Genomic DNA, 16,398 nt, shown 5'->3' on the forward strand with positions numbered 1-16,398 from the left:
GGTCTGCTTTTTTGCTATGAGATGATCTTGATAAAAAAGAAACACTACTAGCCCATACAGACAGATGCAGAAAAGTAGAGCTGGTTGAAGCAAAAGGATACATTCACCTTCAGCTCTGCGCTTCCAGCAGATCCACATAGTCTTTGGCTTCCTTCAGTCCTAATCCACGGGCTTCGCGAAGTTCCTTGATCGCCTGGATTTTTTGACCAGCAGCAATCAGCTGCCGTAGACGATTTTCCAGCTCTGCGGAATCGGAGCCCGGCGGCAGAACAGAATTCGCGGGAAAAGAAGTCTGCCTGACAGGTGCAGAAGGCGGAGAAGGAATACGATTCATATCCATCCGTAGTTCATTCATCTGCCGCTGCAGGCTGATCACTCTGAACCAGAGCAGCAGAGCCAGAAGCAGAGCAATCACAGCAATCCATTCCATAGGTATTCAGCCTCCTTGTGAGCTATGCCAATTATTATGACAGTCTGTGCCGGATAAAGGATAATCCAGTACAGACTGTCTTTTCTGTTTATTTAGCATAGCACAGCCAGGCAAAATATTCGAAACAGAGCATGATCATACTGTATGCACAGGGCTGTGGCGTATGCAGCTATGCAGCGCAGTCAGTCCGGGATGCTGGAGAATCGCGGAGATAACCAGCTCGGCGATTGCCTGTGCACCTTGGACCGAGAAATGAGTGTCATCGGCAATGCCGTCAGGATAATTTGGATGCTGTCCAGACAGTATATGCATGAACAGCTCTCGTGAATCGACTTCTCCGAGCGTAGCGTACAGCTGCTGGGAAGCGGCGAATATATCGAGCAGTGGTATATCCAGTGCAGCAGCAGTCTGCCTCATCGCTTGCGGATAACGACCGACTGCTTGTGGATCGGGTATACCATTGGGCAGGAAGCGGCGCCGGCTGACTGGGGTAAGCAATACCGGAGCAGCACCGCGCTGCTTGATCATATCGATAAACTGCTGCAGATAACTGCGATAATCGGTATCCGGGTCGGTATAACGTGCCGGATCATCCGCTTTTTGATCATTATGTCCAAATTGAATCAATACATAATCGCCAGGCTGCAGCTTGCTGGATAGATGCTGCAATCGTCCTTCTGCGAGGAAAGAGCGTGTGCTGCGTCCATTGATTGCGTGATTTGCTACAGTTACGGCTTCGCCAAAATAGGGTTGCAGATATTCGCCCCAGCCGCTCATAGGCTTCTCGGAAGCACCTTTGATCGCGGCAGTAGAGTCCCCAGCGATAAATAAGGTGGGCCGGGAGGTAGAGGTAGTAGCGATTTTGCCGGATAAGACCTGATTTGGGCGAACCGGTACATTGTCTGCCTGTGAAGACGCAGCAACATTCGGCTGCGGGGAATCAGCTGGTACATCAGACGGCATATCGGACAATGTGCGAGCTTGCTGCCCATAGCCATGCCGACCCAGCCAGCTCGCTGCCAATTCGGTCCACTGCCGACAGTAAGGATGCTCCAGTGCCAGACCCAGCCCATGGCGTCCGCTCTCCATCAGGTGCAGTTCATGAGGAATATGATGAGCCACGAGCGCCTGACTGAACAAAAGGCTGTTGACTGCCGGTACGCTGGCATCATCGGCGGTAGTCCAGATAAATGTGGGCGGTGTAGATTCACTGACCTGCTGCTCGGCAGAGTACTGTTCAATAGCCTGCGGTTCAGGCGATGCACCGAGAAAATGAAGCCGACTGCCTGAATGCGTATAAGGCTCATGGAAGGTAATCACCGGGTAGGCGAGCAGCAGCAGATCAGGACGAATATGACCGATAGTCGCTGTGAGTGCTGCCAGATGACCACCGGCGGAAAAGCCGATTAACCCAATCTGCTGCGGCAAAATAGTCCATTCATCTGCATACTGTCTCAGCAGTCGTAATGCTTCTTCGGTTTCCTGCAACCGTTCAGAAGGATCAATGAGTAGAGATGCAGAAGACGCCGTTGCCTGTCTGGCATCTGTAGAGGTCTGATCTTTATTTACAGACAGATCAACAGGTGAGCGAGAAGGAGTAGTGATACTATCTTTCTCGGAAAAGGCAGCTGCGGATGATGGCATAGCAGGAGTATGCCCGGATGAAGTAGGGGCAATCCCATCTATACGGTCCGCAGCAGTCAGGGAGAGGTATGTACTGTATTCCAGCACAGCAGCATGAATACCAAGTGTATTCAGCCAGCGGGCAACCGGTTCTCCTTCATGATCTGCGAGATGATGATAACCGCCGCCGGGCAGAATCAGTATACAGGGTCGCGGATTATCCGAATCCAGCAGATACAAATGAAGCGTAGGAATAGAAGAAGGTTCATCAGGATTGCGCATAGTATTGTCGCGGGAATGATTTATAATGTGAAGCATATGGATTGGTTCCTTTCTGTACATCCAGTCAGCTGGGTAGGATGTGAAATAGGATCAAATTCGCTGTTAAGACGGCAAAGGCAGAAAGTTGAATCATATTTGCTAAAGAAATCCTTAACATCCAGATTATGATAGCGTTATAATAGAAGCTGATGACTGAACCGATGGAGGGGCATGATGAAAAAGGGAATTATGTTTTACAAAATTTTTATTCCTATTCTGGTATTGGGGATCGGTCTGTCTATTAGCTTTGGCATATATATCTACTTCAATACCGTGCAATCGGTGATTGATAGTGTAGCCAACAGCAAGCAGAGCTATATTACACAAATGAGAAATAATCTGGAACAAAAAATACGCACTATTGAATACGCTTTCAATACATACAGTACAACCAGCTCGTTTAGCGAGGTCGTCAATCATCCGATTACGGAAAAAGACTTTATCGCCTATCGGGATGTCAATACCCAGCTGAACTATATTGCCACGATGGGAATGGAAGGAGCAGAGTATTCCCTGATCAGCATCAATCAGAGCTGGCAGATTTCCAATGGTACCCTGTCACATCTCACATCCGAGGAGCGGCAGAAGCTGTACGATGAATATATTGCCGATCAGGATCAGGGACTATTCTGGGTGAAAACGGACTCCGGGCTGCGCTTTGTCAACACATTGCCTGTCTTCTCCAAGCAAAAGCAGGCGATTGCGCTATCTGATATTTCTCTGGAGACCCTAAATCGCAGTCTGAGTGCGGAAGATAATGCACCTGTCTTTATCCTGAACAAGCAGGGCAGTGTCATGTATAATACCGGCAAAACATCCGGGCTGCTCAGCACCAACCAGCTGGCCCAAATTCCATCCATGATCGGACAGGATCAGAGCGCCGGAATGCTTACTCTTGATCGGGATAAAGGATCCGAGCTGCAGCTGATCTACGCCAAATCGCCATATAACAACTGGATTTATGTGACGACCCTGGATCAAAAGGAAATTGCCAGTGCCTTGCAGACGACCAAGTATGGATTGATTCTGATCGAGCTGGTGCTGATTCTGCTGATTATTGTAGTCGCTTACGGCATTTCGGTGTACTTTACCAAGCCGATCCAGCAGATTACACGCAGCCTGCCAAGAGATGCCCAGCTGACAGCCAAAAACGAGATTGAATGGATATTGTCATCTATAGACCATATTCTGACCGAGAAGCAGAGTCTGGAGAGCCTGATCGAAGCGGAGCAGCCGCAGCTGGAGACCCAGCTGGTACTGAATCTGTTCCGCAACCGTGTATCTGCCGATGAACTGGAGCACCAGCTGAACCGTCTTGGTCATTCCAGTCTGGAGGATCAACAGTATGTTACGATGCTGGCGCAGCTGGACAATGTGGGCAAGCGCGATGCGGCTGACAAGGATGTACTGCTGCTGGCAATCAATAAAATCGCCGAGGAGCTGATTCCCCCGCAGCAGCGGCTGCTGCCGATTATTCTCAATGACGATACCCAGGCGACGATTCTGATCTTCTCGGGTGTGAATGAACAGGAGATGCGCAAGCAGATGCTGGCTTATGCCAAAGCGATGATTCGCACCGTGCGCGAATACCTCAAGCTGTCAATCAGCATCGGGATCAGCCAGTCTTATTCCACACTGTTGCGCAGCAAGGAAGCTTGTGAGATGAGCAAGCAGGCGCTGCACCAGCGTCTGAATCTGGGCAAGGAATCGATCATTTTCTACGAAGATATCTCCAATGTGATCTCCGGTCCGGTGCTGCTACATTATCCGACAGAACTGGAATCCAGGCTGTTCGATGCGATTCGCCTTGGGGATGAAGAGCAAGTCTCCCGGACGCTGTATCCGCTGATGGCCGAATTTATGAAAAAAAGCCGGAATTCTATGGATCTGGAAGTTATGCTGGTGCGTCTGGTAAACAATCTGATCCAGCTGGAGCAGCTGCTTGGACTGGAAGTGCTGTTAACGCACGATAACCGTGCTTTGTACCATCGCCTGCTTAGTATCCGTAATCCGGAGGAAATAGAACGTATTCTGATCGAACAGGTTATTTTCCCGATGGTGCGCAGCATGAAGAACAAGACCAATGAGCAGTTCCGCTGTCTATCCGAGACGATCGCCGAGATTGTACGCTCCGAATACGATCAGGAACTGTCGCTGGAGATTATCGGTGATCGTCTGCATTACAATCCCAATTACCTGAGCAGTATTTTCAAAAAGGAATACGGTATTACGTTCAGCGATTACCTGATGAGCTACCGACTGGAGATGGCCAAACGCTGGCTCACCGAGACGGATCAGACGATCAAGGAAATCGCCGAGCGTCTGCAGTATCATAATCCACAGAACTTTATCCGTTCGTTCCGTAAAAAGGAACAGGTAACACCCGGAACCTACCGCAAAATGAGACAAAGTATCTGATGGATTCCCGGTAAAGGGACAGTCTGCCACCTGAAAGTACTGCCTGCATTATGGAAATAAGTACATCGTACAGACCAGCAAAAGTCTTATGCTCTGCATTGCAGAAGATAAGACTTTTTCTATGAGCCTGTCTTTAGAATAAGAAGTTTGGAGAGGTAAAAGAGATCTAAAAGAAAATGATGAAATAAAGCCAGAGCTTGCTGCGAAGCTAACGAACCACTTTTTTATACCAACATCTACCAAAAGATAGGGATATAAATAAGCGCCTCACGAACAGGGCAACAAGCAAGCCGACATTTCCGTCGCTTCCGGTTTGCATTAGCCTTTGACAGCACCGAGCAGTGCCCCTTTGGTGAAATGTTTTTGTACAAATGGATAAGCAATCAGCATCGGTACGGTAGCGACTACGATAACGGCCATTTTGATCGTCTGTGCCGGTGGGATGACATCGACCGAACTGCCTTCCGCCTGCATACCGCTGGAGACGATAACGATCTGGCGCAGCAGTACCTGAATCGGCCATTTATTGGAATCGTTGAGATACAGAATCGCATTCATGTACGTATTCCAGTAGGTCACGCCATAGAACAGGGAGATCGTCGCAATAGAAGGCAGCGCCAGCGGCAGCATGATTTTGAAAAAGACACCAAAGTCATTGCAGCCATCAATCTTGGCGGATTCTTCCAGACTATCCGGCAGTGCCTGGAAAAAGTTGCGCATAATGATCAGGTTGAATGCATTGATCGCAACTGGCAGGATCAAGGACCAGTAGGAATCAATCAGACCGACCCCTTTGACAATCAGGAAGGTCGGAATCATTCCGCCACTGAACAGCATGGAGAATACGATAATAAAGTTGATTGCATTTCTTCCATACAAATAGGTACGTGATAATCCATAAGCCATAAAGGCGGTCAGTGCCATACTGACGAGCGTACCTACAATCGTCGTACCGACCGATACGCCCAGTCCTTTGAATATGGTAGGGGTGGACAATATATACCGGTAAGCATCCAGGGAGAATGTAGTAGGGAACAGGATGAATTTCTTGGAGACGACTTCCTGGGTAGAGGCGAACGAGCTGGCAATAACATTAACAAAGGGCAGCAGACACGCAAGTGCAATCAGGATCAACAAAGTGTTATTTACAATCGTAAAAATTTTGTTTCCTATTGTAGTATCTTTCCGTAGGGACTGTTCCATGCATAATAACCTCCTTAGTAATCGTGTACTCCCTAACTGTACCAATGACAGCTTGTTCCGTATATAATCCGGGGATGAGATCATGGCGTATTACCTGCCAAAATGCCTGATGATCATTAGCTCACAACATAATCATCAGCTGAGGTGAGGAATAGATAATCCCTTATACAATAGGTAATTGCAAACGCTATCAACTGATGATTATATACGGAATGCCTGACTTGCTTTAGTGTAAAGGGCGTAACGTGAATGTCCATTAAGGAGGCTGGTGATCCGGTGAAGATGTCTAATCCAATGAAAGTATCCGATGCTGCCGCACTAAAGATTGAAGGCACCCAAAAAGCCGTCAAACGCAAAGGTCAGCATGGCATACTTCGTAACAAATTTCTCTATTTAATGATTCTGCCGGGATTTCTTTATTTTGTTATTTTCAAGTATCTACCGATGGGCGGTCTGATTATTTCTTTTCAGGATTACCAGCCGTATCTCGGAATAGCAGACAGTCCGTGGGTAGGATTCAAGCATTTTATCCGCCTGTTTACAGAGCCGACCTTTTTTATGCTGCTGAGTAATACACTGATTTTGTTCGCGCTGAATATTGTTATCTTTTTTCCGATGCCGATTATTCTGGCGCTGATGCTCAATGAAGTCCGGCACCGTTATTTCAAAAATGCGATTCAGACGATTATCTATATTCCTCACTTTATGTCCTGGGTTATTATCGTATCCATTACCTATGTATTCCTGACCGTGGATGGCGGAGTGATCAATGAAATGCTCGCTGCCCTCGGTTTCCAAAAAATCAGCTTTCTGACCTCGCCGGAATGGCTGCGTACGATGTACATGGCGCAGATCATCTGGAAAGAGTTGGGCTGGTCTACCATTATCTATCTGGCAGCGATAACCGTTGTGGATACCCAGCTGTATGAAGCGGCAGAGATGGATGGTGCAGGCCGCCTGCGCAAAACATGGCATGTCACCCTGCCGGCGATTCGTCCGGTCATTATTACCCTGCTGATCCTCAAGATCGGTACGACACTGGATCTGGGATTTGAACATATGTATCTGCTGCTGAATTCACTTAACCGTGAAGTAGCCGAGATTTTTGATACTTATATTTATACAGCAGGTCTGAAAAATGGGCAGCTGAGCTTTAGTACCGCTGTCGGGTTGTTCAAAGGATTGGTAGGACTCGTTCTGATTATGATGGCCAACAAGCTCGCCAAGAAATTCGGGGAAGATGGCGTCTATTGATGTCGGTTACGACTTGCAATGATGTATCACATTAACGTGGGACCATAAGAGAGGGGAATAATGGAATGAGAAAAAGCCAAATGATCGCGATCAAAAAAGTAGCCGCAGTCGTGGTGAGCAGTGCGATTATACTGACTGCCTGCGGCGGGGAGAATGCTTCGTCCGGCGTATATGATGCCAATTCCAAAGCCGAAATCAGCTGGCTCAATATTCTGCATACCGCTTCACCGCCAACCGATACGGTACTAAACAAGCTGGAGGAGAAAACGAACAGCGATATTACGTTCTCCTGGATTCCCGATGCCTCCAAGGAAGAGCGGATCAATACCGCGCTGGCATCCGATTCATTGGCCGATATCGTAACGTTGACCTTGCTGGACAATTCCTCCGTACGTAATGCGCTCAAATCCGGCATGTTCTGGGAAGTAGAGCCTTATCTCAAGGATTATCCGAATCTGGCCAAAATTCCGCCGGAAACGATCAAATCGGCTTCGATTGGCGGCAAGCTGTACGGGGTTCCTTTCCAAAAAGATCTGGCACGTAACGGTGTTACCCTGCGCAAAGACTGGCTGGACAAGCTCGGTCTAGAAGTACCCAAAACCACAGATGAGCTGATGGAAGTTGCGAAAGCATTTACCGAAAAAGACCCGGATGGCAATGGTGTGGATGATACAACCGGATTTGTAGACCGGAATGATCTGGTATACGGTGCGTTCAAAACACTCAGTTCCTACTTTGGCACACCGAATAACTGGCAGGTGAGTGAAGACGGCAAGATGACACCGGAATTCATGACCGAAGGTTACATGAAAACCATGAATTATATGAAGGATCTGTATGACAAAGGCTATATCAACAAAGATTTTGCTGTTACTGCCAAAACGGATCAACAGCAAAAGTTCGCCCAGGGCAAGGCAGGTATCTATGTAGGCGCACTGTTTGACAGCAAAAACCTGCTCAACATGTCCAAAGGCGTACAGGACAAAATGGAACTGGTGATGGCTAACGATATTACCTCTACGGGCAACGAAAGCGACCGTGCGATCTGGGCAGCGAATAACGGTATTGGCGGTCTGTTATCCTTCCCACGCTCCGAAGTGAAGGATGAAGCCGAGCTGAAGCGTATCCTGAAATTTGTGAATGATCTGCTAGATGAAGACTCCTATGCACTGATGACCTACGGTATCAAAGGCACGCATTATACAGTAGATGACAAAGATGCAGCGACAATTACGAATACCGATCTGTGGCAGCAGGAAGTGCAGCCTTTTGCAGCCAGCCGTCCAAAAGAAAGCGGGTTCAAAATTCATGATGCCGACCCGCTCAAGCAAATGGCCGACAAAATGATTGCTGACAATGCCAACTATGCCGTATTGAATCCAGCCTATGCACTGGAATCCGAGACGTACAATACCCAGGGCTCCGAGCTGCAAAAAATGATTACCGATGCGACTTACAAATATATTCTCGGTGAAATCGATGCCAACGGATTCAATCAGGCGATCGAGAGCTGGAAAAGCGCCGGCGGCAGCAGCATTATTTCCGAATACGAAGCATCGTACAAAGCCACTCAATCCTAAACGACACACAAATTGATGGAGGTCAGGATGAATACTACTCAATGGGCGATACGCACTGCCAGCTCGATTATGGAGAGAACTCCCCGGCTGTATGAAGACCGGGGGCATCGTGAAAAGTGGTCTTATGATTATGGCGTTATTCTCAAAGGGTTCCAGCTGCTCTGGCAGCAGACCGGCGATTCAGTCTATCTGCAATTTATCCGCGACAATATGGATCATTTTATTCAGGAGGATGGCAGCATTATGGGCTACCGTCAGGATGAATACAATATCGATCATATCAATAACGGCAAGCTTCTGTTCCTGCTGTACCGGGAAACCGGAGAGGAAAAGTATCGTCTGGCAGCCGATCTGCTGCGCGAACAGCTGAACAATCATCCGCGTACATCGGAAGGGGTGTTCTGGCACAAGCAGATTTATCCGTACCAGATCTGGCTGGATGGATTGTATATGGGCTCGCCGTTCTATCTGGAATACCTACAGAACTTCGAAAACAGCCAGGGAATCGACGATGTGACCCGCCAGTTTATCCTGTGCGAACGTCATACTCGTGATGCGAAGACAGGACTACTCTATCATGCCTGGGATGAGCAAAAGGTACAGCCATGGTGTGATCCGGAGACCGGATTATCGCCGCACTTCTGGGGGCGTTCACTGGGCTGGTTCTGTATGGCGCTGGTGGATGTGCTGGAGCTTCTGCCTTCTTCCCATGCAGACTACTTAGAATTGAGCCGTATTTTGAACGATACGCTGACCGCGCTGCGACATCATCAGGACCCGGATAGTGGGGTCTGGTATCAGATCGTCGATAAGCCGGAGCGCAAAGGCAATTACCGGGAAGCCTCGGCTACCGCAATGATCGCGTATGCCATGGCTAAAGGAATCCGGCTCGGTGTACTAGCCGCTGAATGGCAGTCTACACTGGATACGGCCTATAGCGGCATGATCGACGAATTTGTACTGACGACCAAGGAAGGCTGGGTCAATCTGAACAAAAACTGTCAGGTAGCCGGTCTCGGTGGTGCCGATCAGCGGGATGGCAGCTTTGCCTACTATATTAGTGAACCGATTGTGACCAATGATCAAAAAGGCTTGGGCGCGTTCCTGCAAGCCTGCACTGAATATGAGCTGCTCGGGCAAAAGGAGAATCCTGCAGCACGTATTAGCGGAGGTACAGCCGATGTCCGTCTATAATATAGCAGACTATGGAGCTTCCCGGGATTCCGTGGAAATGTCGACAGGCGCTATTGCGGCTGCAATCGAAGCAGCCAGCCGGGATGGCGGCGGAACCGTGCATGTACCTGCAGGTGTTTATCGGACCGGAGCGATCCGGATGAAAAGCCATATTGAACTGCATATTAGTCCGGGAGCGGTGCTATCCTTTAGCACTGACCCGGCTGATTATCCGGTGGTACACTCCCGGTGGGAGGGAGCCAGCAGGGAAGTCTATAGCTCCTGCATCTATGGCGAACATCTGGAAAATGTATCGATTACCGGCAGCGGACTGCTGCTTGGTAACGGTCAGGTCTGGTGGGATCTATTCCGTCAGTCTCCCGAGCAACTGTACTATCCGCGTCCCAAGCTGATCAGCTTCGATCATTGCCAGCGGCTGACGATCCGGGATATACGGCTGCAGGATTCGCCCAGCTGGACAGTCAATCCGATCTGCTGTTCCAATGTAACGATTGATAATCTGTCTATCCATAATCCGGCGGATTCACCCAATACGGACGGCATTAACCCCGAATCCTGTTCCAATGTACGGATCAGCAACTGCCATATCGATGTAGGCGATGATTGTGTAACGATCAAGTCGGGCACAGAGGATGCGGCAGAGCGTATTCCCTGCGAGAATATTACGGTTACCAATTGTACAATGATGCACGGCCATGGCGGTGTCGTAATTGGCAGCGAGATGAGCGGTGATATCCGCAATGTGGTCATCAGCAACTGTATTTTCAAGCAGACCGACCGCGGTATTCGTCTCAAATCAAGACGCGGACGCGGTGGCACGGTCGAAGATATCCGGATTAGCAATATCGTGATGGAAGATGTAATCTGTCCATTTATTATGAATCTGTATTATTTCTGCGGTCCGCGCGGCAAGGACAAATATGTATGGGACAAAAATCCCTATCCTGTCACCGAAGAGACCCCGAGCTTCCGCCGTATTCATTTTGCCGATATTACTGCTCGCCGCGTACATGCAGCGGCTGGATTTTTATACGGACTCGCAGAGCAGTACATATCGGAGATTACTTTTTCCCATATAGATATCTCAATGGCCGAGAATGCTACACCGGGTCGTCCGGCCATGATGGCAGGCATCGAAGAAATGAACAACCGGGGCTTTTATCTGGATAATGTCCGCGATATCCGTTTTCAGCAGGTAACGATCGAGAATCACGAAGGGCCTGCCTTTTATATCGAAAATGGCGAAAAGGTAGAGATCAAAGACTGTTGTTCCCGCAATACGGCCAAGCCGGAGCAGCTGGTGCAGCAGGTGACGACCGAAGTGACGGCGGGAGGGCTGTAGCATGAAAAGCAAGGATCAGCTGTTAGCCCTGCTGGGCGATCTGCCAGAGCAGTATACGCTGGACAGCGAGCTGCTATGGCAGGAAGAACGGGATGGCTACCATCTGGAGACCCTGCTGCTGGATCTCAACGGAATGGAAAAGGTACCAGCGTACGTGGCGGTTCCTTCCTCAGGGGAGGGGCCTTTTCCATTGGTCGTGTTCAATCATTCGCATGGCGGCGATTATACCAATGGCAAACGCGAATTTCTGCGCAGCAGTCCGTATTTGCAGCAGCCTTCTTTTGCCGAAGTTCTGACCGGGATGGGCTATGCTGCCTGTTGTATTGATATGTGGTGCTTTAACGAACGCGGCGGCCGAACCGAGAGCGAGACGGTCAAGGAAATGCTCTGGAACGGGCAGGTGCTATGGGGCATGATGCTCCATGACAACCGTAGACTGCTGGATTATATGTGCAGTCGACCCGATATCGATGCTTCACGTATTGGCACGATAGGTATGTCGATGGGCGGATTAATGGCCTGGTGGCTGGCTGCGCTGGATGAACGTATCACGGTCACAGTCGATATTTGCGGTCAGGTGGATGCCCATACATTGATAGATCGGCGCGGACTCGACCATCATGGCTTTTACTCCTATGTACCCGGTCTGCTAAAGCACTATAGTACGCTTGATATACAGGAATGGATTGCACCGCGTCCACGCATCAGTCTGGTCGGCCGCAATGATCGCCTGTGTCCAATTGATGGAGTGAAGCATCTGGCGAGCGGACTGCAGCAGGTATATGAACAGGCTGGACACTCCGAACACTGGGTACCTTTTATTGGCAGCGGCGGTCATATGGAGACAGCCGAGATGCGGGCTGTCTGGATGACATTTCTGCAAAAGTATTTATAAAACAGTATCCATTTCAAAGTGCATATAGCAGGATCGCTAACTGCTAACTACCAACTACACAATATGGATTACCAATTACAGCCATACAGTCAAGCATGATCCCCCCTTGCTACCCATCTAATAATGCCAAAGCAAACAGCTATTAAATACATGTACAGTATCACTATTCACACCGGTACAGAAAGGAACAGCCATGGAAATTCTGGTCGGCCGATATCCATTTTGCGATTATTCTACGATCCAAGCGGCGGTAGATGCACTGGAGACCGGTGATAATCCGGAAAAGGATGTACAGCACCAGGCAGCAGAGTATCTTTTACAGGAAACCGGTCGTTCTGCTGCTATACCGGGGGTACCTGGTGCAGCTGATATGGAAAACCTTGCAGCAAAAAATGGAAAAAGCAGAAAGCCTGTATCTCAGCAAGACCCAACAATGATACCACCGATGGATACGATCCGTATTCTGGAAGGAATCTATGAGGAGTCGGTACGGATCTATCGCTCCAATCTGCGCATTGTCGGACTCGGCACGGTGGAGATTACAGCAGCCCGCCATGCTATGGAAAAAGATGAACAGGGAGCGCCGATCGGTACTTTTGCGACGCCGACCGTCTTTTTGGGTGGAAGCAATCTGCTGCTGGAGAATCTGACGATCATCAATTCTGCCGGACAGGGCGAAGGTATTGGACAGGCGGTAGCCGTTTATGCACATTGCGATCGCGCGGTATTTCGTGGATGTACGCTGCGCGGGCATCAGGATACATTATTCACCGGGCCGCTGCCACCCCGGCCTCGGGAGCGTGCGGTATTCGGTGGCATTCCGATCCGGGAGCATCACAGCCAGTATCGACAATTGTACGAGCATTGTTATATCGAAGGTACGGTCGATTTTATATTCGGCGGAGCGACAGCCTATTTTGATCAGTGCCAGATTCACAGTCTGCGTCATTATCGCAATCGATCTACCTATATTACGGCAGCTTCTACACCGCAGGGTCAGTCTTATGGATATGTTCTGTACCGCTGTTATCTAACAGGTGATCCTGATATTGCTTCTGTCTATCTGGGGCGTCCATGGCGTGAATATGCACGTACGATGCTGGTAGAGTGTCGTCTGGACGATCATATTCATCCGGCTGGCTGGCATAACTGGGACCAGCCAGCCAATGAAAAGACAGTAACCTATCAGGAATATGATCGACTGCATGCAGAGGAGCTGCGTAAGCATCGGGTACCATGGTCAGATTGTCTGGCGAGAGGATCAGCCGAGTGGACGAGGGAAAAGATATTCGCCGGAGATCATTTCTGGAATTTCTAGAATTTCTGAAATCTCTGGAATCAGAAAGGAAGTGCGTTATGAAAGCAGCAGACACGATGATTACGGAAACCGCTCAGCAGATGATTACCAACCCGATTCTGCGCGGATTCAATCCCGATCCATGTATTTTGCGGGTAGGGGAGATATATTATATTGTAGTTTCTTCCTTTGAATGGATGCCCGGGGTGAGAGTATATGAATCAAGTGACCTGGTGGAATGGGCATACTGTACGGATGTGCTGACTGACCAGGTGGATCTGAGAGGCAATCCTAAAAACTGCAGCATCTGGGCGCCCCAGCTCAGTTATCATGACGATCTGTTTTACCTGCTGTACACCGATGTGAAAAGCACCAAGCGTCCTTTTAAAGATGATCATAACTATCTGATTACAGCATCCGATATTCGTGGTCCCTGGTCCGAGCCGATATATCTCAACAGCAGCGGCTTTGACCCTTCCCTGTTCCATGATGAGGATGGACGGAAATGGCTGCTCAATGCGTTGTGGGATTACCGGATTACCGAGGGTAATAAATCCAGCGGTATCGTTATTCAGGAATACGATCATCAGCAGGGCATGCTGATCGGCGAGTCGTTCAAGCTGTTCGATTGTACTGCGCTCAAGAAAACAGAAGCTCCACATATCTATAAAAAAGACGGCTACTACTATCTGATCACTGCCGAAGGCGGGACCGGCAGCGGACATTCGGTGACGGTGGCGCGTTCACGGGAACTACTCGGTACGTACGAAGTAGACCCGCATAATCCGATGATGACTTCCAGCAGTCATCCTGACTGGCCGCTGCAGTGTGCCGGCCATGGCAGTCTGGTCGAAACGCCGGATGGGGAGTGGTATATGGCTCATCTGTGTACCCGGCCGCTGGAAGGGCAATATGCGATTCTGGGCAGGGAGACTGCACTCCAGCAGGTGTACTGGGATGAACAGGGCTGGCTGCGATTAGCCGGTGGTGGTCATTTGCCACATCTACAAGTTGCGGCTCCGCGCAGTTACCAGACGAAGCAATCAGCAGATGCCACCGCTCCGCTCCAACCAGATAGCGGCTTGGTATCATCTTTTGGCTCTGGTGACGATGCTGCAGAGCCATCGTATTGGACGTTTGAAGATTCCTTTGCTGCCGGACAGCTGCGGCCCGAATGGAACACCCTTCGTATTTTGGCAGATGAGAGCTGGTGCTCCCTAAAGGCAAGACCTGGCTATCTGCGGTTGACAGCCGGGGAATCGGTGCAGACTCTGTTCCATCATCATCTGCTTGCACTGCGCCAGCAGGACAAGCATTTCCGTGCAGAAACAGCGCTTGATTATAATCCACAGCAGTATTTGCAAATGGCCGGACTGCTATTGTATCTGAATGAAGATAATTATCTCTATGCTTATATCAGCCGTGAAGACAACCGCAGGGTAATTCGTCTGATGAAGTGCGCCGCCGATCAATTTAGCCTGATTCCCGGATATATTGATATCCCTGATCAGGGTCTGGTTCATTTGGCCGTAGAAGTCCATGAGACACAGGCGCAATTCTACTATTATACCGGTACGGCGAGCGACCATACGGACTGGCAGACCCTGTATGAACCAGAAAATATAAGTTTTCTGTCCGGCGGATTTACAGGCAATTTTGTAGGTATTGCTGCTCATGATATGTATCAATACCGGGGAAGCTATGCAGATTTCAGCCACTTCCGTTATCAGGGACAGGATCGATAATCTGGACATTATTCGGTTAAAATCAACCTGTTTACAAATTGAATCATGAGACTGGGAGTAACCCTATCTATCGAACATCAAGGCATATCTTCGGGTATGCCTTTTTGGTGTGAATATTATTTCTCTTGTCTGCTTATTATCAAAATAGTTCAAAAATTGTAAAAGAAGCAACATTTTACTGCCATAGACTGTCTTTCTTTATAAGCACCTGTCTGCATATGGATCCATCTATATTCAGGAATACCATACCAAGGAGGAAATGAATATGAACATGAATCATTTGTATACGATAGGACTATCTACGATTCTGCTGGGTACAGTACTCACTGGATGCAGTAACCAGGAGCCCGTGCCAACTCCTGTATCTCCGGCAGCCAATTCCGGAACAGCCAATCCTGCAGCTTCGGGAGAAGAAGCTGGTAACAGCAGCGGAGAAAAATCCGGGGAGGCCGGCATCGCTGTCCAGCAGGACAACAGTGAAGCCGCCTCTGCCGATCGTCCACCTACCCAGACCAATGAAATGTTGATCAATGGCGAATTGAGCAAGCATCGCGCGGTATTGACAGAAGGTGAAGGGTACTCGCTGTATGTCTATGAGGAATTGCAGCTGAAAAACAATCGACTATTTATGAAATCGAATCCCGAGTACTATGCCGAAATTGAGCCGCTACCAGCGGACTTTAATCTGGATGAACTGCGCCAACAAGGCAAAAAAGAGCTGGCTGCAACAAGTGAAGTGAAGGAATACAGCGGCGATACCATAGGGGAGCCGTTAACCGATGCACGTCTGTTCCTGCAAGCAGGAAACGAGAAGTTGCTGCAAAACTTTGTCGTATGGGAGCCAAAAGGAGAGCAGGGCTTTATTTTCCGTATGCATCAGCCGCTTGATCCAAGTGGGGAGCAAACGATAGGTGGATTATTCGGTCCACTCGTGTATGATTCTCTTGCCAGTGTGCATGAGAAATAGTCTAACCGGATCATTTTACGTTATAGAATCCAAAAGCTGACGGCTGCTGCCGTTGGCTTTTTTGGGGATATAAAGCTATATATTGCGGCAGAAAATGCCGATAAATAGATCGTAATGTGTAAGTTTTTT

At 49.0% G+C, this 16,398-nt stretch carries 12 protein-coding genes; 9 read left to right on the forward strand and 3 right to left on the reverse strand.

Translation table 11 applies throughout. The features are described 5' to 3' along the window. Positions 1-109: 109 nt before the first annotated feature. Positions 110-430 carry a ribosomal protein L7/L12 gene (locus AR543_RS10150; RefSeq protein ID WP_060534065.1) on the reverse strand — a complete coding sequence of 107 codons (321 nt, stop codon included), beginning with the start codon at positions 428-430 and terminating at the stop codon, positions 110-112. A gap of 135 nt (positions 431-565) precedes the next feature. Next, positions 566-2,371 (reverse strand): GDSL-type esterase/lipase family protein, encoded by a 1,806-nt coding sequence (locus AR543_RS10155; RefSeq protein ID WP_060534067.1) that lies wholly within the window; start codon positions 2,369-2,371, stop codon positions 566-568. Positions 2,372-2,548: 177 nt separating this feature from the next. Here AR543_RS10155 and AR543_RS10160 point away from each other — a divergent pair, with 177 nt between their 5' ends. After that, positions 2,549-4,792, forward strand: a complete 2,244-nt coding sequence (locus AR543_RS10160; RefSeq protein ID WP_060534069.1) for a helix-turn-helix domain-containing protein — start codon at positions 2,549-2,551, stop codon at positions 4,790-4,792. 318 nt (positions 4,793-5,110) lie between these two features. Here the strand turns inward: AR543_RS10160 and AR543_RS10165 are convergent, their stop codons facing one another. Beyond that, positions 5,111-5,995: a carbohydrate ABC transporter permease gene (locus tag AR543_RS10165; protein ID WP_060534071.1), complete on the reverse strand. Its 885-nt coding sequence runs from the start codon at positions 5,993-5,995 to the stop codon at positions 5,111-5,113. A gap of 396 nt (positions 5,996-6,391) precedes the next feature. Here AR543_RS10165 and AR543_RS10170 point away from each other — a divergent pair, with 396 nt between their 5' ends. From AR543_RS10170 to AR543_RS10205, 8 genes are all read left to right on the forward strand, one after another. Further along, positions 6,392-7,249, forward strand: coding sequence for an ABC transporter permease (locus AR543_RS10170; protein WP_418304223.1), 858 nt, complete (start codon positions 6,392-6,394; stop codon positions 7,247-7,249). A 65-nt stretch (positions 7,250-7,314) separates the two neighbouring features. Next, positions 7,315-8,829, forward strand: a complete 1,515-nt coding sequence (locus AR543_RS10175; RefSeq protein WP_060534075.1) for an extracellular solute-binding protein — start codon at positions 7,315-7,317, stop codon at positions 8,827-8,829. Between the two features lie 27 nt (positions 8,830-8,856). Then, positions 8,857-10,023: a glycoside hydrolase family 88/105 protein gene (locus AR543_RS10180; protein ID WP_060534077.1), complete on the forward strand. Its 1,167-nt coding sequence runs from the start codon at positions 8,857-8,859 to the stop codon at positions 10,021-10,023. After that, entirely contained in the window at positions 10,010-11,365 is a 1,356-nt protein-coding gene (locus tag AR543_RS10185) for a glycoside hydrolase family 28 protein (RefSeq protein ID WP_060534079.1), read from the forward strand. Before AR543_RS10180 ends, AR543_RS10185 begins: the two co-directional genes overlap by 14 nt. A gap of 1 nt (position 11,366) precedes the next feature. Continuing rightward, on the forward strand, positions 11,367-12,260 hold the full coding sequence (locus AR543_RS10190) for a dienelactone hydrolase family protein (RefSeq protein WP_060534082.1): 894 nt from the start codon (positions 11,367-11,369) through the stop codon (positions 12,258-12,260). Positions 12,261-12,630: 370 nt separating this feature from the next. Beyond that, complete coding sequence (locus AR543_RS10195; RefSeq protein WP_060536727.1) at positions 12,631-13,578, forward strand: pectinesterase family protein; 948 nt, start codon at positions 12,631-12,633, stop codon at positions 13,576-13,578. Between the two features lie 38 nt (positions 13,579-13,616). Then, complete coding sequence (locus AR543_RS10200; RefSeq protein WP_082472191.1) at positions 13,617-15,302, forward strand: glycoside hydrolase family 43 protein; 1,686 nt, start codon at positions 13,617-13,619, stop codon at positions 15,300-15,302. Between the two features lie 265 nt (positions 15,303-15,567). Further along, on the forward strand, positions 15,568-16,269 hold the full coding sequence (locus tag AR543_RS10205) for a hypothetical protein (protein ID WP_060534084.1): 702 nt from the start codon (positions 15,568-15,570) through the stop codon (positions 16,267-16,269). The last annotated feature ends 129 nt before the right edge of the window (positions 16,270-16,398 follow it).

Origin of the sequence: Paenibacillus bovis, from assembly GCF_001421015.2 — a bacterium.
Classification (GTDB): Bacteria; Bacillota; Bacilli; order Paenibacillales; family Paenibacillaceae; genus Saccharibacillus; species Saccharibacillus bovis.

Excerpts from the sequence above, each read along its gene's own strand:
- AR543_RS10150 (WP_060534065.1), bottom strand. The coding sequence starts at position 430 with ATGGAATGGATTGCTGTGATTGCTCTGCTTCTGGCTCTGCTGCTCTGG.
- AR543_RS10155 (WP_060534067.1), bottom strand. The coding sequence starts at position 2,371 with ATGCTTCACATTATAAATCATTCCCGCGACAATACTATGCGCAATCCT.
- AR543_RS10160 (WP_060534069.1), top strand. The coding sequence starts at position 2,549 with ATGAAAAAGGGAATTATGTTTTACAAAATTTTTATTCCTATTCTGGTA.
- AR543_RS10165 (WP_060534071.1), bottom strand. The coding sequence starts at position 5,995 with ATGGAACAGTCCCTACGGAAAGATACTACAATAGGAAACAAAATTTTT.
- AR543_RS10170 (WP_418304223.1), top strand. The coding sequence starts at position 6,392 with ATGATTCTGCCGGGATTTCTTTATTTTGTTATTTTCAAGTATCTACCG.
- AR543_RS10175 (WP_060534075.1), top strand. The coding sequence starts at position 7,315 with ATGAGAAAAAGCCAAATGATCGCGATCAAAAAAGTAGCCGCAGTCGTG.
- AR543_RS10180 (WP_060534077.1), top strand. The coding sequence starts at position 8,857 with ATGAATACTACTCAATGGGCGATACGCACTGCCAGCTCGATTATGGAG.
- AR543_RS10185 (WP_060534079.1), top strand. The coding sequence starts at position 10,010 with ATGTCCGTCTATAATATAGCAGACTATGGAGCTTCCCGGGATTCCGTG.
- AR543_RS10190 (WP_060534082.1), top strand. The coding sequence starts at position 11,367 with ATGAAAAGCAAGGATCAGCTGTTAGCCCTGCTGGGCGATCTGCCAGAG.
- AR543_RS10195 (WP_060536727.1), top strand. The coding sequence starts at position 12,631 with ATGGAAAACCTTGCAGCAAAAAATGGAAAAAGCAGAAAGCCTGTATCT.
- AR543_RS10200 (WP_082472191.1), top strand. The coding sequence starts at position 13,617 with ATGAAAGCAGCAGACACGATGATTACGGAAACCGCTCAGCAGATGATT.
- AR543_RS10205 (WP_060534084.1), top strand. The coding sequence starts at position 15,568 with ATGAACATGAATCATTTGTATACGATAGGACTATCTACGATTCTGCTG.